Annotated in this window: 18 protein-coding genes; 13 read left to right on the forward strand and 5 right to left on the reverse strand. The window is 61.8% G+C overall.

The features are described 5' to 3' along the window. Nucleotides 1–9: 9 nt before the first annotated feature. Genes ACO08A_RS03245 through ACO08A_RS03255 form a run of 3 tightly spaced genes read left to right on the forward strand, consistent with a single transcriptional unit; the run spans nucleotide 10 to nucleotide 1,551 of the window. Entirely contained in the window at nucleotides 10–540 is a 531-nt protein-coding gene (locus tag ACO08A_RS03245) for a MarR family winged helix-turn-helix transcriptional regulator (protein WP_422039805.1), read from the forward strand. After that, nucleotides 537–863: an antibiotic biosynthesis monooxygenase family protein gene (locus tag ACO08A_RS03250; protein ID WP_422039806.1), complete on the forward strand. Its 327-nt coding sequence runs from the start codon at nucleotides 537–539 to the stop codon at nucleotides 861–863. Before ACO08A_RS03245 ends, ACO08A_RS03250 begins: the two co-directional genes overlap by 4 nt. Nucleotide 864: 1 nt before the next feature. Next, complete coding sequence (locus tag ACO08A_RS03255) at nucleotides 865–1,551, forward strand: GNAT family N-acetyltransferase (RefSeq protein WP_422039807.1); 687 nt, start codon at nucleotides 865–867, stop codon at nucleotides 1,549–1,551. A 37-nt stretch (nucleotides 1,552–1,588) separates the two neighbouring features. Here ACO08A_RS03255 and ACO08A_RS03260 read toward each other — a convergent pair whose 3' ends face one another. Next, nucleotides 1,589–2,053 carry a ClbS/DfsB family four-helix bundle protein gene (locus ACO08A_RS03260; RefSeq protein WP_422039808.1) on the reverse strand — a complete coding sequence of 155 codons (465 nt, stop codon included), beginning with the start codon at nucleotides 2,051–2,053 and terminating at the stop codon, nucleotides 1,589–1,591. 254 nt (nucleotides 2,054–2,307) lie between these two features. On the opposite strand from ACO08A_RS03260, the gene ACO08A_RS03265 reads away from it, so the two are divergent. Further along, entirely contained in the window at nucleotides 2,308–2,703 is a 396-nt protein-coding gene (locus tag ACO08A_RS03265; protein ID WP_422039809.1) for a hypothetical protein, read from the forward strand. Nucleotides 2,704–2,733: 30 nt separating this feature from the next. Here the strand turns inward: ACO08A_RS03265 and ACO08A_RS03270 are convergent, their stop codons facing one another. Beyond that, nucleotides 2,734–4,056, reverse strand: coding sequence for an NAD(P)/FAD-dependent oxidoreductase (locus tag ACO08A_RS03270; protein WP_422039810.1), 1,323 nt, complete (start codon nucleotides 4,054–4,056; stop codon nucleotides 2,734–2,736). A gap of 1 nt (nucleotide 4,057) precedes the next feature. Further along, entirely contained in the window at nucleotides 4,058–5,383 is a 1,326-nt protein-coding gene (locus tag ACO08A_RS03275) for an NAD(P)/FAD-dependent oxidoreductase (RefSeq protein WP_422039811.1), read from the reverse strand. Between the two features lie 204 nt (nucleotides 5,384–5,587). Here ACO08A_RS03275 and ACO08A_RS03280 point away from each other — a divergent pair, with 204 nt between their 5' ends. After that, entirely contained in the window at nucleotides 5,588–5,845 is a 258-nt protein-coding gene (locus tag ACO08A_RS03280; protein WP_422039812.1) for a hypothetical protein, read from the forward strand. Nucleotides 5,846–5,850: 5 nt separating this feature from the next. Next, entirely contained in the window at nucleotides 5,851–8,235 is a 2,385-nt protein-coding gene (locus tag ACO08A_RS03285) for a fatty acid cis/trans isomerase (RefSeq protein WP_422039813.1), read from the forward strand. Between the two features lie 23 nt (nucleotides 8,236–8,258). Here the strand turns inward: ACO08A_RS03285 and ACO08A_RS03290 are convergent, their stop codons facing one another. Next, nucleotides 8,259–9,155: a LysR substrate-binding domain-containing protein gene (locus tag ACO08A_RS03290; RefSeq protein WP_422039814.1), complete on the reverse strand. Its 897-nt coding sequence runs from the start codon at nucleotides 9,153–9,155 to the stop codon at nucleotides 8,259–8,261. A 153-nt stretch (nucleotides 9,156–9,308) separates the two neighbouring features. Here ACO08A_RS03290 and ACO08A_RS03295 point away from each other — a divergent pair, with 153 nt between their 5' ends. The 3 genes from ACO08A_RS03295 to ACO08A_RS03305 are packed head-to-tail and all read left to right on the forward strand — an operon-like array spanning nucleotide 9,309 to nucleotide 13,630. Continuing rightward, the gene (locus tag ACO08A_RS03295) at nucleotides 9,309–10,925 is read left to right on the forward strand and encodes a GMC family oxidoreductase (protein ID WP_422039815.1); all 1,617 of its coding nucleotides are present in this window, start codon (nucleotides 9,309–9,311) and stop codon (nucleotides 10,923–10,925) included. Then, nucleotides 10,922–12,409, forward strand: a complete 1,488-nt coding sequence (locus ACO08A_RS03300; RefSeq protein ID WP_422039816.1) for an aldehyde dehydrogenase family protein — start codon at nucleotides 10,922–10,924, stop codon at nucleotides 12,407–12,409. The genes ACO08A_RS03295 and ACO08A_RS03300 overlap by 4 nt, the downstream gene beginning before the upstream one ends. 9 nt (nucleotides 12,410–12,418) lie before the next feature. Beyond that, nucleotides 12,419–13,630: a mandelate racemase/muconate lactonizing enzyme family protein gene (locus tag ACO08A_RS03305; protein ID WP_422039817.1), complete on the forward strand. Its 1,212-nt coding sequence runs from the start codon at nucleotides 12,419–12,421 to the stop codon at nucleotides 13,628–13,630. Nucleotides 13,631–13,642: 12 nt separating this feature from the next. Here ACO08A_RS03305 and ACO08A_RS03310 read toward each other — a convergent pair whose 3' ends face one another. Beyond that, nucleotides 13,643–14,293: a TetR/AcrR family transcriptional regulator gene (locus tag ACO08A_RS03310; protein ID WP_422039818.1), complete on the reverse strand. Its 651-nt coding sequence runs from the start codon at nucleotides 14,291–14,293 to the stop codon at nucleotides 13,643–13,645. Nucleotides 14,294–14,397: 104 nt separating this feature from the next. Between ACO08A_RS03310 and ACO08A_RS03315 the strand changes: the two genes are divergently transcribed. From ACO08A_RS03315 to ACO08A_RS03330, 4 genes are read left to right on the forward strand one after another with little or no spacing between them, the layout of a single operon-like run. Continuing rightward, nucleotides 14,398–16,275, forward strand: a complete 1,878-nt coding sequence (locus tag ACO08A_RS03315) for a bifunctional sugar phosphate isomerase/epimerase/4-hydroxyphenylpyruvate dioxygenase family protein (protein ID WP_422039819.1) — start codon at nucleotides 14,398–14,400, stop codon at nucleotides 16,273–16,275. Next, entirely contained in the window at nucleotides 16,272–17,423 is a 1,152-nt protein-coding gene (locus ACO08A_RS03320; protein WP_422039820.1) for a Gfo/Idh/MocA family protein, read from the forward strand. Before ACO08A_RS03315 ends, ACO08A_RS03320 begins: the two co-directional genes overlap by 4 nt. 46 nt (nucleotides 17,424–17,469) lie before the next feature. Beyond that, nucleotides 17,470–18,084 (forward strand): hypothetical protein, encoded by a 615-nt coding sequence (locus ACO08A_RS03325; RefSeq protein WP_422039821.1) that lies wholly within the window; start codon nucleotides 17,470–17,472, stop codon nucleotides 18,082–18,084. Between the two features lie 8 nt (nucleotides 18,085–18,092). After that, nucleotides 18,093–19,283, forward strand: a complete 1,191-nt coding sequence (locus tag ACO08A_RS03330) for a Gfo/Idh/MocA family protein (protein ID WP_422039822.1) — start codon at nucleotides 18,093–18,095, stop codon at nucleotides 19,281–19,283. Nucleotides 19,284–19,323 lie beyond the last annotated feature (40 nt).

Raw genomic sequence — 19,323 nt, forward strand, 5'->3', positions numbered from 1 at the left:
GAGATCCCGATGGTCGAAGATATCGTCCGTGCGCTTGGATACGGAACGCTTGGCAGCCGGTTGAAGCGGCTGGGAGAAAAGCTGCAGGCACAGACCCAGGAGATCAGCGCGATGACGCAGCAGACAAACCTGCCGGCATCCCATCACCCGGTTCTCGCGGCACTCGACCGGAACGGGCCGCTGAGCATCGGAAGCCTGGCTGACGCCGTCGGCCTGAGCCAGCCGGGCGTGACACGCATGGTCAACAAGCTGAAATCAGACGGATTGGTCGAGGCGTTGCCGGACCCGCGTGATCGCCGCGTCGCCAGGATTGCGCTGAGCGAAAACGGTCAGGCATTGGTCCGGCATTTGCAGCAAACGCTCTGGCCGGACATCATCGTGGCGGTCGCGGATGCCTGTTCCGGACTGAACGGCAGCCTGCTTCAACAGCTATCACAGCTTGAAGACGCCCTAGAGGCCCGCCCCCTGAGTTCCCGGCGCGAAGCCGAACCGCTGCCGGACTGGAAGGACATCACGTCGAACATGGAGACACCGCAGTGATCAGGCGCATTTGGCATGGCTGGACAACACCGGACAATGCTGACCGGTATCTCAGCGTCCTTTCCGGGACAGTCATTCCCGGGATCAGGGACCTGTCCATTCCGGGATTTCTCGGGATAGACGTTCTGCGGCGGGACCTTGCAGACGAGGTCGAGTTCGCAACCATCATGACCTTCAGCAGCCTCGACGATGTCGTCGCCTTTCAGGGTCCGGACTACGCGCGCAGCCACGTTCCCGCGGCAGCCCGGGACGTGCTGAGTCGCTGGGACGAAACCGCCACTCACTATGAGGTCATGACCTTGCCCACTCCCGCGGAGCCTTGACATGAGCGAGCTTCTCAATCGCGTTGTATGGTCGGCACTCGCAACACGGCAGACCGCATTCTCGCAGGGCACCGCGCTCGCGCGGCGCTTTGATCCCGGCGTTTCCCCTTTCGCTTCCGCAAAAGACAATTCGGACGAAGCACTTGCCGCGCTCGAGGACCTGTTTCCAGCCGGTGACGATCGTGCCTTTCTCCTGCAGGCGGAAGACATTCTGCTGCCCGGGAACCTTGTCGCTGAAAAGACAGCTCTCGGCGTCCTGATGATCGAGAAAACAGCGATCGTGCCGCCTTCCCGGCATGCCGAGATCCAGCCCCTATCGGTTGAAGATGTTCCGGAAATGGTCGCGCTGGCGGAACTGACACAACCCGGTCCCTTCACGGACCGCACGCCCGAACTCGGCACCTTTTTCGGAGTGAGACTTGACGGCCGCCTCGCGGCGATGGGCGGAACGCGGCTCAACCTGAGCGGCTACAGGGAAATCAGCGGGCTTTGTACCCATCCCGACTTTCAGGGGCGCGGCCTTGCTAGCGCCCTCACCCTTCATGTTGCTGCCAGGATACGGGCTGACGGCGACACACCGTTTCTCCATGCCTATGCGGACAATCACGGCGCCATCGGGCTTTACCGCAAGCTCGGGTTCGAAATCTGGAACGAGGTCAACGTCGCCGTGGTGCGCCGCCGCACCTGATCTGCGAACGCGGAGCCTCGGCCGACTGACGGGCACCTCACTCCCGGTCCCGTCGCCACGCCTTCACCCGTTGCCGCAGGTACTTTGCCGCCGACCGGTAGTGACTGGGACCGGCAGCTTCCGCCCAGCGGCCAGTCGTCCAGGCATTTCGGCCACCCTTCATCGGTTTGTCATACAGATCTTCCTGCGACAGGCTCTCCAGGAAGGTCAACAGGTCATCGTGCCTGACTTGCAACAGCGCAACGGCGTCGTCCCAACTCATCTTCGCCTGCCGTCTCCGGAGATCCGCATTGTATCGTGTGAGCTCATTCCACTTGTAGCCTCGGGCGGGAAAATGGACCGGGTTGCCAACCTGTCCGTCCGAATACCAGCTCCGAAACAGTTCGATCCAATGCGCCCTGTGCCCGACAATGTCCTTGGGCGAGATGCCATCGCCATCCTTCGCCAGCCTCAAGGGCTCCGGCAGCGTGTCCAGAATGTTACCGAGCTTGCGGTATTCCACTCTGACCAAATCCAACAATTCCTGTTTCGTCGATGCCGCCACTGGACCACTCCCTGTTCAAGGCAGCGAAGCAAGGCCGGCTCGGGACCGCATTGACTTCAAGCAACAGAGCGCCCGCCAAACGCCACTGCTATCAAAAGTTGCGTTTCTGCAACATGCCCCGGCAATACGCGGTCCTCGAACGGTGCTTGATTGCAATCAGGAAGCGCATTCTTTAGGGTTTGCATCATTGTATAAAATCACAAGGCACGACAATGCGCTCACTCTTCCTTTCCGTCCTTATTCTGTTGTTTCCAGTTCTCGCCCTGGCGGACACGATCCGGGAAACCGTTCCTGCAAACAGGGCAAGCGCGGTTGGATCCCATGCGACCTACGGGCCTGACTGCGGTGGCGGGGTGATCCCGAAGATGAAAGTCACCCGGCAGCCGAAAAACGGCTCCGTGTCGTTTCAGCAGATCACCAGAACGCTCAGTGAAAAAGCGGGACGTTGCGCCGGCCGCCCCGTCAAGGGCACGGTCGTCATCTACACACCGAACAGGGGGTTCCGCGGCGAGGATGTGTTCAACGTCAGGTTCACGATGGACATGCACACCTATGGCACGGCCAAGATCCGAAACATTTCGAACAAGTACATCGTCCAGGTCAAGTGATCGGTTGGCCGGCCGGCACGTGGCCGGGTCTCACGCGTCCTGCCAGCCGTACAGCCAGTAGGCACCCTGCAGATAGAACTTGCGGAACAGCGGCAGCGGAAACTTCTTCAGTGGCTGTTGCAACGGCGCAGGCAGGTCCTGCTGTTTCAGTACTCCGGTGATCAACCCGGCGAGTTTTTCTCCCGAGATCGAGGCCATGGCGATCCCGCTGCCGTGCCAGCCGAGCGCGGCATAGACCCCTTCCATGCCGGGTACCGCACCGACAAAGGGGGTCAGCGTACGCGCCATGCAGACGTTCCCATGCCAGCTGTGCTCGGTCTCGACGTCCGCCCATGCCGGAAACATGGTTTCGAAGTCTGAGCGCGCGCGCTTGCGCATTTTGGTGAGGGCAGGTTCGGCATCGAATATCCCTCCGCGTGTTCCGAACAGAAATCTCCTGTCCGGCAACAGGCGGAAATAATGGAGCAAAATGCGGGTATCGGCAGCCATGGTGTCCGATGTCCATCCCTGAGCGGATAGTTCACTGTCGCTCAAGGGGCGAGTCACCTGGATCGAGGACATGACCGGCAACGTCCGGCCGTAAAGCCATTTGGGGGCATTTTCCCGCGCATATCCGTTCCCGGCGAGCACCACCTTTTTTGCACGCACATAGCCATGCATGGTCTCAAGATGCCAGCGCTCGCCATCCCTGGTCAGATTTGTCACCGGCGATTTGCCGAAAATGCCGCCGCCCGCTTTTCGCACCTGGTCCGCGAGTGCAAGAACGTATGTCATCGGGTTGAGCGCAAAGCCGTAAGGCACGTGCAGACCGCCATGAAAACCGTCGCCGCCGAAACCCTCTTCCCCCAACGCTTCCTTTGAAAGCAGACGCGCCTTCATTCCGAAGTTTTCTTTCAGGAAGGCTGCTTCCGATTTCAGAGCCGCGACATCCCTGCTGCGATGCGCCAGGTACATTTCACCCCTTGAATGGCGATCTGCATCGACGCCCCAGGCTTCGAGCCTTTGCGCAACCAGATTTATCCCGGCGACCTGGTAGGCGACAAACCTGCGCGCTTCTTCCAGGCCGAACTTGCGGATCAGTTGACGTCCGTCCAGCTTCGTTCCACCCAGGCAGCAGAAACCGCCGTTGCGCCCTGACGCTCCAAAACCGACGTGTTCGGCCTCCAGCACGCAAACGGAAACACCGCTCTGCGCTAGCTTCAAGGCTGCGCTGAGCCCGGCATAGCCTGCACCGATGACAGCCACGTCAAACAGTGCGTTGCCCATCAACTGACGATCCAGGCGCGGCTGCCCGGCGTTTGCCTCCCAGTAGCTGCCGATCACCTCTCGCGGTGGCTTGCTCTGCTGCAGCATCTCAGATCCCCAGCCTGTCCCGCAGCGAGAACCAGGTCATTGCAAGGACCAGGAGTGGAAAGCGCAGGCGGTCACCGCCGGGAAACGCGGGAATGTTAAGCTTTTCAAAGACATCAAACCGTCCGGCTGTCCCGGCGACGGTCTCGGCCAGGATCTGGCCGCCGAGCGTCGCCATGGCAACGCCGTGCCCCGAGTAACCGGACGCTGTCAGCATATTGGGCGCGGGACGCGCGAAGTAGGGCATGCGTTTCGGCGTGATGGCCAGCGTCCCCCCCCAACCGTAATCGAGGCCGACGTCCTTGAGCTGAGGAAAGATCTCCTGCAGGGGCGCACGGACAAAGGACTTTATGTCCTCCGGAAACCGGTAACCGTAGTTCTCACCGCCGCCAAACAGCAGGCGCCGGTCGGCGGACAACCGGAAATAGTTGATCACGAACTTGCTGTCGGCGACGGCCACGTTGCCCCGAATGATGCGTTCCGCCTCTTCAGGCGAAAACGGTTCCGTTGCGACGATGAAGTTGTTTATCGGCATGACGTGCGAGGCTGTCTGCCGGTCGAGCCTGCCAAGATAGCCGTTGCATGCAAGAATGAGATGATCGGCGGTGACTTTCCCCTGCCCCGTTGCAACCGTGATCCGGCCGCTGCCCTTGCCGTCGATTCCCGTGACCTTTGTCTCTTCGAATATCCTGGCGCCGGCCGCCTCGGCGGCGCGGCCCAGTCCCAGCGCGAAGTTCAGCGGATGAAGATGCCCGGCGCCCATGTCGAGCGAGCCGCCGAAATAGCGCGGGCTGCCCACGAGGTCTCCGATTTCATCGCCGTCGACAAAACGGATGTCGTCGTATCCGTAGGTGAGCCGGAGGTGTTCGACATGGTCCCGGCTTTCCTCCACATACGCCTTGCGATGATCAGCGTGCAGGATGCCGGGCGCATAGTCGCACGCGATGCCGTGACGGGAAATCAGATCGCGGACAAGCGCCTTGGATTGTTCGGCAAGGTCCCAGAGAAGCTTCGCATGCGCCTTGCCGTGCCGTTCTTCCAGAACAGTCTGCTCAACGCGCTGGCCCGATCCAACCTGGCCGCCATTGCGCCCGGACGCGCCCCAGCCGATCCGGTTGGCTTCGAGAAGCACAACGTCGATGCCGCGTTCAGCCAGATGCAGTGCCGCCGACAGACCTGTATAGCCGCCACCGACAACGCAGACCTGATAAGTTACAGATCCTTCCAGAGACGGGTTGTTCGTCGCCCTGTTCGCGGTCGCGGCATAGTAGGAAGGTGCATGCTGGCCCGGTGTGTCATTCGCCGTGAGGAGATCAAGCGCTGTTATCATCGCGGACCGCTAGCTCCCGTTGACTGAAACCCGGTGTTGAACTGGAACAAGGTGCCACCTTCCCGCGTTCAGATGCCAACTTCAAGACGAAAAACGAGTTTCTGCGCGCAAGTTTCGCTTGTTTTTGCAAGCTCTTGGAACTCACCCGACGTCAACACTGACCCTTGACAGCCCGGGCAGGACTGGTGACATGATCAAATTCAGATGACCCACAAGAAAGGCAAAACTGTGTTGGGACCCGCAGAACACCCCTGGCTCGATCCGTTGTGGCGGCGGGTTGCACTCGTTGTCTTTTGCGGCGGCTGGACCATCGTGGAATTTGCGGCAGGCAACACGGGCTGGGCGAGCATTGTCGGCGCCATCACCGCCTATGCGGCCTGGTGCTATCTCTATGCCTACAAGGGCGCCGACGACCCGTCCCGGAAAGACCCCGCGCAGGCGAATGAAGACGAGGCTCAGTAAGCGGCATGCGGCGGGCACTTGCAGTCGGGATCCTGAATGCAGCGAGGACGGCCGTCCTCGCCGGGATCGGTGCGATTGTCCTCCTCACCGGGCAAACGGCCGGTTCGCACGAGGCTACCGCCAGCGAGACGGTTTCCGGTCCGCATTCGTCCGTGCAAGACACATTGAACAAGCGCTGCGTCGTCTGCCACGGGTGTTATGACGCGCCCTGTCAGTTGAAACTGTCTTCTCCCGCCGGTTGGCAGCGCGGAGCGACAACGGCGAAGGTGTACGATTCCAAACGGCTGGAAGACGCACCGACCACGCGCCTTGGTATCGATGCGACGACCGTTCCCGGATGGCGTCAGAAAGGCTTCTTTCCCGTGACCGCGGACCCGGGCAGCACATCCGTCCTGGAACACCTGCTGAAAGCCGGGCGCCGGCAGAGCTTCAAACTGGGCGCAGCCCTGCCCGACGATCTCAACATCAGTCCGCTGAGACGCAATAGCTGCCCCAAACCCGATGAAATCGAAGACTATCTGTCCGACCACAGATACGGAGGCATGCCCTTCGGCACGGCACCATTGCCGGACCGGGACTATGAAACGCTCCTTGCCTGGGCCGCCGCAGGATCTCCCGCCGCAAACGAGGAGATCCGGATCCCGGATCACGTTGCCGCAAGCGTCGAGGAGATCGAGACGTTCTTCAACCGGGACACCCTTCGGGCCAGGCTCGTTGCCCGCTACATCTACGAACACCTGTTCCTTGCCCATCTGCATATCGAAGGGGATGATCCGAGGCGCTTCTTCAGGATCATCCGCTCACGCACGCCCGCAGAACGCCCACACGAAGAAATCCCGTCACGGCGCCCGTTCGACGACCCCGGAGGCCCCTTCTTCTACCGGCTCATTCCGATAGACGGCACGATCCTGCACAAGGAGCACATCGTCTATGAAATCGGGGCTGACCGGCTGGCGCGCTACCGGGACCTGTTCCTCGCACCGGACTGGGAACTCGACGCGCTGCCGCCCTACTCGAGGGAGGCCGGCGGCAACCCGCTCTCGACTTTCCAGGCGATCCCGCCGCGCAGCAGGTACCAGTTCCTTCTCGATGACGCGCTGTTTTTCGTGCGCACCTTCATCCGCGGGCCGGTCTGCTACGGTCAGGTCGCGGTGAATGTCATTCAGGACCGGTTCTGGGTGTCTTTCCTCGATCCCGATGCGGACCTTTCCGTGACGGATCCGAGTTTTCTCAGGGACGCGATCCCGGTCCTGGAGCTGCCCGTCGCATTGTCGGACGACAAGTTATCGGAACGGCTGAAGAGTTTTCTGCTGGTCGGACCGCTGAAGTATCAGGCCTTCCGGCAGCAACGCTACGCCGAACGGGCCGCCCGCGACGGCGGTCTCGATTATTCGGATATCTGGGACGGGGACGGCACCAACACCAAAGCACGTCTGACGATCTACAGGAACTTCTCGTCCGCGTCCGTGGTCACCGGCTTCGAGGGCGCGATCCCCAAGACGGCCTGGGTGATCGACTTCCCGCTCTTCGAGCGGATCTACTACGATCTGGTGGCCGGTTTCGACGTGTTCGGCAATGTCGAGCACCAACTGACAACGCGCATGTACATGGACAATCTACGCCGGGAAGGCGAGCGCATGTTCCTCTACTTCCTGCCGGCGGACCGGCGCGATGCCCTCCATGACAGCTGGTACAAGGGGCCGCTCGCCAACCTGTTGGACCTTTGGAAGGAAAGCCCGATCGACGACACGACACCGACGGGCATTCGCTTTGAAACCGACAGGCCCAAGACGGAGTTTCTGACGCGTTTGCTGACCATCGCGCCTCGGCTCTGGCCGGAAGCCGATCCGATCAACCGCTGCTCCGGAGAGACCTGCGCCGACGCGACGTCGGCAGCCGGCAGGCTGCGTGGCCTGAGCGACCAGCCCGCACCCTGGGCGAAGTTCATGGCCGACGTTTCGGTCCTCGTCGTCGAAGACGGCGACACGACAGACGTGTTCACGATTGCCCACGACATGGCGCACAGCAACGTCGCCTTCATCTTCAACGAGGATCTGCGCCGCGAACCGGAGCAGGACGAGCTCACCATCGTGAAGGGGCAGTTCAGCAGCTACCCGAATTTCATCTTCAGAATGAAGGCAGAACAGGTTCCCGATTTCGTGACCGCTGTCAGAGCCATCCGCAGCCAGCGGGACTATCTGGACGTGATCGCGGCCCATGGCATCAGACGGACCGATCCGCGCTTCTGGGAAAGCATCGACCTTATCCAGTCCGAACTCAACGCCCAGAGCGCGATCCAGGCGGGTCTGCTCGACATCAACCGCTACACCGATCCCAAACCACTGGACCCGATTGAGCGGCTGTTCGAATTCACCTTCTCCGTAGACTGAGTGACGTCCAGTGCAGGCAGGCGTCACTTTCCGCCGGTTCTGCCCAGTTCGGTGATCAGCCATTCGCAGAATGCTGCAGCATCCTGACCGAGTGCCTGACGCGGTCCCGACGTGACCAGATGGTAGCTGTGGCGGCTCTTGATCTTGCGGCTTGAGGAGATGACCAGCCGGCCAGCGTCCAGATAGGGTTGCGCAAGACTTTGCAGGACGAGCGCGTGCCCGTGGCCGAGAGCGGCAAGTTCAAGCGCGGACAGCGTCTGATCAACCTGAAGACCGGTGCGCTGCGGCACCGGATGGCCAAAGGCCCTGAAAAAACTCTCCCAGGTGTCGATCACACCCATGATGTCGAGACGCACCGCCTTCGCCAGCGCCGTGAGATCCCTTTCCTTGGTCCCAAGCGCGAGGTCCGAATGGCACACCGGGACGATCGGGTCATTCAGCAGAAATTCGACATGCCCGTCCGTCCAGCTGCCGTCCCCGAAGCGAATGTCGATGTCAAAGAGATCGGGCTGAAGCGTCTCCGCCCAGGCAGCCGAAATCATCTGCAGTTCTATGTCCGGGAACGCATCCTGAAAAGCCTTCAGCCGCGGGATCATCCAGAGGTGGCCGAAACTGTTGAGACAGCGGAAGCGCACCGGCTGGCGGTCGCGTTCCCCGAACACCGAAACGGTTGCGATGGACAGATCCGAAAACGCCTTTTCGACGCTCGGCAGGTATGTTTGCCCGAGCCGCGTCAGCACCAGTTCCCGGTGAACCCTGTCGAAGAGCGGAAAGCCGAGTTTCTTCTCCAGCTGCCGCACCTGATAGCTGACGGCTGCCGGTGTGAGCAGCAGTTCCTCCGCAGCCCTGGTGAAGTTTCCGAGCCGTGCAGCGGCCTCGAATGCACGCAGCCAGGACAAGGGTGGCAGACTGTATGTCAAGAACACCTCCCGCGGCCACTACCTTGCTTTTCTTATGAACAACAGTTTCTTTCTACAAATTTTTTCAATGTATTGCCAAATTTTTTTTCGTTTTAAGATTTCGCTGCACTCGGTGAAAATCCACTGCAAACGACGTCACCTGGCGATAGAGCGATGGACACTTTCGACTACATCATTGTCGGCGCCGGGTCTGCCGGGTGCATCCTGGCCGAACGCCTGAGCGCTGATCCCGGAACCTCCGTCCTGTTGCTCGAAGCGGGCGGACCCGACAGTTCGCCCTGGGTTCGCATGCCGCTGGGATATGCAAAACTCGTCACCAGCGCAAAACACACATGGCAGTTCAGGACCGACCCGGATGCCGGGCTCAACGGGCGCAGCATCTCCTGGCCGCGCGGCAAGATGCTCGGGGGATCCGGGTCCATCAACGCCATGGTTTATTGCCGCGGTCTTCCCGAAGACTTCAACGATTGGGAACGTGCAGGCGCACGCGGATGGGGCTGGAAAGAGGTCAAAGCGGTCTTCGAACGCCTGGAAACCAAGGTCGGGCCCACGGGTGAAAAGACCGGCGCGGGCGCGATCCACGTGCAAGATACGTCCAGCGAGATCCACAAGCTGAATCGGCACTTCTTCGCCGCGCTCGAAGAAACCGGTCTGCCGAGGTCCGGCGATTTCAACGGTGCGGCGCCCGAAGGCGGCGGCGTCTACCACATCACCACGCAAAACGGCGAACGCTGTTCTTCCGCGCGTGCGTTCTTGCGGCCCGTGCTTGCACGGCCCAATCTGTCGCTGCGAACCTGTGCCCGGGCAAGCCGCATCCTCTTTGAAGATAATTCTGCGGTCGGCATCCTGCTTGCGGATGGCGAGCGGGTTACCGCCCGGCACGAGGTCATCCTCTCAGCGGGTGCGATCGGATCTCCGCACCTGCTGCAGGTCTCCGGCATCGGTCCCGGCCGGCTGTTGCAGTCGCTCAAGATCCCGGTCATTTGCGCCAACGACAATGTCGGCGCAAATCTTCAGGACCATCTGGCGGCTACCTACACCTTCAGGGCCAGGGAAAGCACGCTGAATTCCGTCCTGCGGCCGCTGGCCGGCCAGGCACGGGCTGCCCTGCAATATGCCTTCACCCGGCGCGGGCCCCTCGCCCTTTCGGTCAATCAATGCGGCGGGTTCCTGAGATCCCGCCCTGAATTGGACCGGCCGGACCAGCAACTCTACTTCAACCCGATCAGCTACCGGATGGCGCAGACCGGGGCTCGAACCAGACTGGCGCTCGACCCGTTCGACGGCTTCATCATCTGTGCCCAGCCGACCCGGCCGACGAGCCGCGGGCAGATAAGCATCACAAGCGCCGATGCCGCTGTCGCACCGGGGATCCAGCCGAATTCGCTCAGCACCGAAGAAGACCGGCAAGCCGTTGTCGCAGGCGGCCGGCTCTGCCAGAAAATCATGGGCAGCCACGCGATGCGCGGCGTCGTGGAGACATCACTCGCGCCGCATCTCGAAACGCTGGGAGACGCCGAACTGCTCGCCGATTTCCGGGAGCGGGCGAGCACGGTCTATCATCCGGTCTCGACCTGCCGGATGGGCGCGGACCGGACCTCCGCCGTTCTTGACAGCCGCCTCAGCGTGTACGGCGTCAAACACCTGCGCGTCGTCGACGCTTCCGCCTTTCCCAACATCACTTCTGGCAATACAAATGCCCCGACCATGATGCTCGCCCTGAAAGGGGCGGACCTGATCCTGCAAGACCGGAAACGAGCCGCAACATGACAGCTGAGACCATCGCCCGAACCTACCTGGATACCGGCCACCTGCCCTCCCTGCCCGACGGCCACTTCATCGACGGAAAGACGACACCGCCGTCGAACCGCAAGATGGAAAGCTTCGACCCGGGACGGGCCGAGGCCTTCGCGGAATTTTCACTCGGCGAAACGTCCGACATGGACCGGGCAATCGCGTCGGCTGAAAAAGCTGCGGCGCACTGGCGCCAGGTCCCGCCGGGAGAGCGATGCACGATCCTCAACACTGTCGCCCGCCTGTTTCGCGAGAATGCCGATCGCCTCGCGGTCATCGAAGTTGTCGACAGCGGCAAGACCCTCGCCGAAGCACAGAGCGATGTTCAGTCCTCCGCGCGGCTGTTTGAATACTACGCCGGTGCCGCAGACAAGCTCGACGGCCGGTCCGTCAATCTCGGCCCGGGCCATACCGCCTTCACGGTGCGCGAACCGGTCGGCGTCACCGGGCATATCATTCCATGGAACTATCCGACCTCGACATTCGCACGCGGGGTCGCCCCGGCCCTTGCCGCGGGCTGCTCCGTCGTTGCCAAGCCTGCGGAGACGACGCCCTTCACGGCGTTGGTGATGGCGGAGCTGCTGTGCGAGGCGGGCGTTCCGGGCGGCCTTGTCAACGTCGTCACCGGCCTCGGCGCCGACATGGGCGCTCAGCTGGCACGCGATCCCAGGATCAAGCAGCTCACCTTCACCGGATCCGTCTCAACCGGTATCAATGTCGCGCAGATGGCCGCGCCGAATGTCACCCGGCTGACGCTGGAACTCGGCGGCAAGTCGCCGCTGATCGCGTTCGAGGATGCGGACCCGGAAAAGGTCGCCGACGGCTCCTACTGGGCGATCTTCTCCAATTCCGGCCAGATCTGTTCCGCCGGGTCCCGGCTGATCCTGCACAAGGCGATCCGCGATGACGTCCTCGCCATCCTCGCCGAACGCGCAAAGTCCATCAAACCCGGACACGGACTGTCGGACCCCGACATGGGTGCCATCAACTCGGACCTGCACCTGTCGCGCATCAAGGCCCATGTCGAGGCGGCAAAGGCCCGTGGCGCTTCCCTTCTGACCGGCGGCGACGTTACGGTCGACGCGGACACCGGCAAAGGCTGGTTCTTCCAGCCGACGGTGATTGCCGATCTGGGACCTGACGATCCGGCCGTGCAGGACGAGATTTTCGGTCCCGTTCTGTCCGTGCAGAATTTCGAGACCGAGGCAGAAGCCATCCGGCTTGCCAACGGCACCGAATTCGGGCTGATTGCCAGTGTTTATACGAGCGATGTCGGGCGCGCGATGCGGGTTGCACATGCGATGGATTGCGGTCAGGTTTCCGTCAATGACTATTGGGCCGGCGGCCTGGAACTGCCGTTCGGAGGCAACAAGAAATCCGGATACGGCCGTGAAAAGGGCTGGGAGGGGCTGGATGCCTACACCAAGGTGAAGTCGATCACGATCAGCAACGGGAGTTGAGTGCGTTCCATGAAACTCGACCAAATCGAGACCTTTGTGGTCGGCAATCCGCCACCGCGTCACGGCGGCCGCTACTTCATCTTCGTCAAGCTGGTGACGGCCTGCGGTCTTACCGGTTACGGCGAGATCTACAACGCGACCTTCGGGCCGCACCTCGTCGCCGCGATGGCGGAAGACGTGTTCAAGCGGCAGTTTGAAGGCCAGGACCCGCATCACATCGAAAAGCTGTGGCACAAGACATATGGAGCCGGCTATACGCAGCGGCCCGATGTATCGGTGATGGGTGTCCTGTCCGGGCTGGAGATGGCCTGCTGGGACATCATCGGCAAGGCGGCGGGCAAGCCCGTCTACGAATTGCTGGGCGGCAAGGTTCACGACAGGCTCCGCTCCTACACCTACCTTTATCCCGAGGCTGGCGATGTCTACCCGGATCCGGACACGCCCAATGTCTACAACGATCCGGATATCGCGGCCGAGGCCGCCGTCGCGGCCGTTGAAAAAGGCTTCACGGCCGTCAAGTTCGACCCGGCCGGCCCCTACACGATCTATGACGGACACCAGCCGAGCCTGCAGGACCTGGACCGTTCGGAAGCGTTCTGCCGCACGATCCGGGAGGCGGTCGGCAACAGGGCGGATCTGCTTTTCGGCACCCATGGGCAGTTCACCGCGTCCGGTGCCAAGCGCATGGCAAGACGGCTGGAAGCGTATGACCCGCTCTGGTTCGAAGAGCCGATCCCGCCGGAAAAACCGGAGGACATGGCCGAGGTCGCGCGCTTTACGTCGATACCGGTGGCGACGGGCGAGCGCCTTTGCACCAAATACGAATTCTCCCGCGTTCTGGAAACAGGAGCCGCCAGCATCCTGCAGATGAATCTCGGACGCGTCGGCGGCCTGCTCGAAGCCAAGAAAATCGCCGCAATGGCCGAGTGCCATTCCGCCCAGGTCGCACCGCATCTCTATTGCGGTCCGCTGGTCGCGCTCGCCAACATTCAGCTGGCCACCTGCAGTCCGAATTTCCTGGTGCTGGAATCGATCCGCACGTTCGACGGATTTTATGCCGATCTTCTGAAGACGCCGATCCAGTGGGAAGACGGCTATGTCATTCCCCCTGCGGAACCGGGTCTTGGATCGGATCTCAATGAAGACGTCGCCCGCGCGCATCCCTACGAAGGCGACGAGCTGCATCTCGGCCTGCAGGAAAGCCCAGCGCTGCCGCTCTGAAGATCGGCCTAACTACCGAACCCGCACCGTGTCGAGCACCATGGTAACGAGGCGCGCGCGTAGCTGCTCCTGTCCGGCATCCGTGAAAAGGTCATCGCCATAGAGGTGCGAGAAGGTTGCCCGGTTGGAGATGTTGAACACGCAGAACGCGGATATGGTCCAGTGCAGTTCCAGCGGATCGACGTCGTCCCGGAATGCGCCCTCCTCGACACCGCGGCGGCACAGATCTTCCAACCCCGTGATGATCTGGCTGTTCAGCTTCGGTATGGTTTCCGACTGCTTCAGATGTTTGCCGTGATGGATATTCTCGATCGCGATCAGGCGAATATACTCGGGGTTTTCACGGTGGAAGTCGAAGGTGAAGGCGGCGAGTTTCGCAAGCGCGTCCAGGGGCGGCAAAGCCTCCAGATCGAGTTGCCCCTCGCCCTTGCGGAGCCGCGTGTAGGCCGCTTCGAGAACCTTGGAATAAAGGCCGCTCTTGTCGCCGAAATAGTAGTAGATCATCCGCTTTGAGGTTTTCGTCCGCCGGATGATCTCGTCGATCCGGGCGCCGGAAAACCCGGCTTCGGCGAAAACGGACGTGGCCACGGCAAGAATGTCGGCCTTTACGCCCTCCGGGTCCTGTTTCCAGCTCGTCTTGCGCTCGCCTTCCGTCTTTTTCACGCGCCTGACCTGCCTTTCAGAGAATTGATCATTGACAAATTAACCCTTTGGTACATTCTGAGGTGCCTGTGAACCTGGTGCGTGTTTCGGAGGAGGGCAACACGGTGAAGACGTCGATAGCGACGGTGTCCATTGCCGGAGATCTGCCGCAGAAGCTCGCGGCTATTTCCGCTGCCGGCTTCGACGGTATCGAGATATTCGAACAGGACTTCATCGCACATGACGGTGGCGCTACAGATGTCGGAAAAATGGTCCGAGACCATGGGCTAGAAATCCTGCTGTTTCAACCCCTACGCGACTTCGAGGGACTGCCAGAGCCCCAGCGCGCCCGCGCGTTTGACCGCGCAAAGCGCAAGTTCGACGTCATGAACAGGCTCGGAACCGATCTGGTCCTGATCTGTTCAAGCGTACATCCGAAGGCGCTCGGCGGCATCGACCGGGCGGCATCCGACCTTGCCGAACTCGGTGACATTGCAAAGGCGCACGGTGTACGTGTCGGCTATGAGGCGCTCGCCTGGGGCCGTTACATCAACGATCAGCGCGACGCATGGGAAATCGTGCGCCGGGCGGATCATCCGTCCGTCGGTCTGATCGTCGACAGTTTCCATACGCTCGGGCGCAAACTCTCGCCGGACAGCATCCAGTCGATCCCCGGCGACAGGATCTTCTTCGTCCAGCTTGCCGACGCGCCGCGGATCGACATGGACCTGCTTTACTGGTCCCGCCATTTTCGCAACATGCCGGGAGAAGGCGATCTCGATGTCACCGGATTTCTGAAAGCCGTCGCCGCAACCGGGTATGACGGTCCGATTTCCCTGGAGATTTTCAACGACCAGTTCCGGGGCGGCAGTCCCGAGCTGATCGCGCGTGACGGCTACCGCTCGCTGATGGCACTGGCCGACGACGTGGAACGGGATGCACCGCAGTCCCGGATCGGCATTCAGCCGATGCCGGCGCGCCCTCGTGTCGAACGGGTCGAGTTCATCGAGTTCACGGCGGATGAGCCGTCAGCCGCCGAATTCGAACAGCTGCTTGCAAGCCTCGGCTTTCGCCTGGCGGCGCGACACATCAACAAGGCGGTTGCCGTCTGGCAACAGGGCGGCATCCGGATTGTCATCAACAAGGACGACAGCGGGTTCGCACGCTCCTGCTTCGAGAAGCATGGCCTTGGCGTTTGTGACATCGGCCTGCGTGTCGACAGCGCGAAGGCGGCCGTGAACCGCGCCACCCGCCTTGGTGCGGAGCCGTTTCGCCAGCCGCTCAACGACGGGGAAATGGCGCTGCCGGCGATCCATGCCGTCAGCGGGTCAATCATGCATCTGCTTGATGAACCAAGCGGGTTGTCCGATGTCTGGGACGTGGAGTTCGAGCCTGTGGAGAGCGGTCCCGATGCCGGCCGGCTTCAGACCGTCGATCACATCGCGCAGACGATGGACTACGCGGAGATGCTGAGCTGGTCGCTTTTCTACACTGCGCAATTCGACCTCACCAAGCGTCCTGTCTTCGACGTGGTCGACCCTGGCGGCATTGTGCGCAGCCAGGTGATCGAGGCGCCCGACGGCGTCTTCCGCCTGACGCTGAACGGGGCGGAGTCGAAAGACACGCTTGCCGGACAATTCATCTCGGGCCGAAGCGCGTCCGCGGTGCAGCACATCGCTCTGTCCTGCGACGACATTTTCGAGACCGCAGCAGAACTTCGGTCCCGAGGCTTCCAGCCACTGGTCCTGCCCGGCAACTACTATGACGATCTTGCAGCCAGGTTCGGGTTTGACGATCAGGAGATCGAGCGCCTGAAACAGTCGGCCATTCTCTATGACGAAGACGAACTGGGCGCCTTCTACCAAGTTTACAGCCGGCCCGTGGCCGGCGGGTTCTTTTTCGAAATCGTTCAAAGAACGGGCAAGTATGCGGGTTATGGCGGGCCGAACGCCCCGTTCCGGACCGCTGCCATGAAGCGGCTGATGCGGCAGGAGGCGACATGACGCTCCTGAAGGTCGGCCTGATTGGCTGCGGACGCATCAGCGACATTTACCTCAAGAACTGTGCTGCGTTTGACGGATTGGAGATCACCGCCTGCGCCAGCCTCGACATCGAGGCAAGCAGGGCCAAGGCTGCGCAACATGGTGTGCCGAAAGCCTGCGAGCCGGCAGAGCTCCTTTCCGACCCCGATATCGATTGCGTTCTCAACCTGACCATTCCCGCAGCGCATGCAGATATCTGCAGGATGGCGCTTCAAAGCGGCAAACATGTCTACTCCGAGAAGCCCTTCGTGACGACCCTGAACGACGGGCCGGAAATCCTGGAACTTGCACGCACCCGCGGGCTCCTGGTCGGCAACGCGCCCGATACGTTCCTGGGCGGGCGCTGGCAGACCGTGCGCAAGCTCCTGGACAGCGGCGTCATCGGAGCCCCCACGGGCGTGTCGGCCTTCGTGCCGACACACGGGGTCGAACGCCATCACCCGAACCCGGATTTCTACTACCAGGATGGCGGCGGCCCGCTGCTCGATCTCGGCCCCTACTACCTGACCGCGATGGTATTTCTGCTCGGACCGATCACGCGCGTTGCCGGGATGGCACGCAAGACCTTCCCCGAACGCATGATCGAGAACGGGCCACGACACGGCGCGATGATGCCGGTCGAGGTCGACACCCATTGCCTGAGCATGTTCGAATTCGACAGCGGCGTCATCGGCCAGATGATGGTGTCCTTCGATGTCTGGGAAAGCGAGACACCGCGTCTGGAAATCTACGGTGAGGACGGCACGATCTGCATTCCGGACCCCGACCCCGGCGATGGCGCCAACATTTTCGCCGGCCCCGTCTGGTACAGAACGCGCGCCGAGTCCCGCTGGACCATGCGGCCACGCCCACAGGCACCGGCGGAATGGTGCGTGGCCGAGGTGGATCATGGCTACAATTGGGATGCACGCGGGATCGGCCTGCTGGATCTGGCCTTTGCGGTGCGCGACAGCCGGCCACCGCGCGCCAGCGGAGCGATGGCCTATCACGTGTGCGAGATCATGCAGGGCATGCTGAAGTCTCCCGAAATTGGAGCGTTCGTTGATATTTCCAGCCGCTGCGATGTGCCCGACCCGTTGCCTCAGAATTTCCCCGACAGCGAGGGCTAAGCGTATGCCGACCAAAATACTCGATTTCGCAGAACCTTTTTTCACAGTGAAACTGGTTACAGGCGAGCCGACGGTCAGTGTCGGCGGCAAGGTCATCCTCCTGAACCTTGCAGAGAAACCCGTCAGGATCTTCGACCAGTTTCTTGAACACCTGCAGTCCGCCGTCGTTGCTGATGCGGACATCACGGACGTGGACAAGGCAATCCTGATCGAGCGTTTCGACGATTATCCGGACACGGACGCCCTGTTCGATCAGGTCAAACGTACATGGCCGTCAGCCTATGATGTGCGGCAGGAAGAGCGGCTCAGAGGGGTCAGCCACTACATGTCGCCCAAGGTCTGGATCGGCCGCATCGGGCTGACCATGTATCATTCCGGCTCGGTGCCGCTCAATGTGGGCCTGCACAAGGACCATCCCTTTTGTCCCGTGCCCGGCTTCCGCGAAGTCCATACCCAGGTTGTCGGCTTCGGCAAGATGCAGCAATGCCGAGAGAAAGACCCGTCGACCCTCTACCTGGAGGAACCGATGGCGCCGGGCACGACCCACCGCCCGATGTACGATGCCGAAGGCAACTATCCCTGGCATCAGTTCGAAACCATTACGCCGTCGATATTCATGGCTGTCGAGATGCTGCCGGAAGGCGCACAGCCACCGGCTTGAGGTGACCCATGACCGAGAAACTTCTTCCCCAATCCTTCGATTTTGACGGCCCCTTCCCGCGCCTTTCGAGACGTCTCCGGCTCGGGATCGTCGGCGGCGGCAGGATTTCCGCGACGCAGGCGATGGCCGCACGGATGACGGATCTCTGGGAGATCAGCGCCGGTGCCCTGTCGTCCGACCCGGAAAAGGCGAAAGCCAGAGGCGCGGATCTCTTCCTCGATCCGGAACGCTGCTACGGCTCGTTCGAAGAGATGGCGGACTCCGAGGCCGCGCGCAGCGACGGGGTCGATGCGGTCATGATCACGACGCCGAACAACATGCATCATCCGGCGGCCCTCGCCTTCCTCGAGGTAGGCATCGACATCCTCTGCGACAAGCCGCTCACCAACGAAATTGCCGAGGCGGAGGATCTTGCCGCGCGGAGCGCGGAGGCCGGAGTGGTGTTCGGCGTTTCCTACGTGATGTCGTGCTATCCTATGATCCGCCAGGCCAGGGAAATCGTTGCCGCGGGCACTCTTGGGGACATCAACCAGATCCACGTGGAATTCATGCAGGACTGGATGATCCCGGACGGTGTGGAAGCCGCACCGCACGTCAAATGGCGGGTCGATCCAAAGATATCCGGGCCAACGAGCTGCACAGGCGATATCGGCACCCATGCAGCGCATCTGGCGAGTTTCGTCTCCGGACTGCCGCTGACCCATGTGCGGGCCGAAATGCATGTGTGCGGCGCTCCCAAACCGCTGGAAGACACCGTCTTCATGATGACCCGGTATGGCGACGGGGTCCCGGGCACGCTGATGGCGACCCGCCTCGCCTCCGGCAACAGGGGTGGATTGCGTCTCAGGATCTTCGGATCGAAGGGCGGTCTGGAATGGGACATGGAAGACGCCGAGCGATTGCGGCTCAACGTGTTCGGAGACCCCGACCGGGTCCTGAGCCGGGGCCATGGTCACGGCGTATCCGCCGCCACCGAGCGCTTCGTGCGCACCGGGCGCGGCTTTCCGGAAGGCCTCATCGAGGCCTGGGCCAATCTCTATACCGAGTTCGCCATGGCCGTCGCCGCCCGCCGTGACGGTGTCGCGATCCCGCCTGACTGGATCGGCCTGCCGCAGGTCGGCGATGGCGAAGGCGGTGTGCGCTTCATCCATGCCGCCGTCGCATCCCATAATGAAGGCTCCATCTGGGTCGACGTCTGACGACCGGGAGCACCCGGACCCTATCCATGCTGCAAAACGG

The organism is Roseibium sp., from assembly GCF_965232425.1.
GTDB lineage: Bacteria > Pseudomonadota > Alphaproteobacteria > Rhizobiales > Stappiaceae > Roseibium.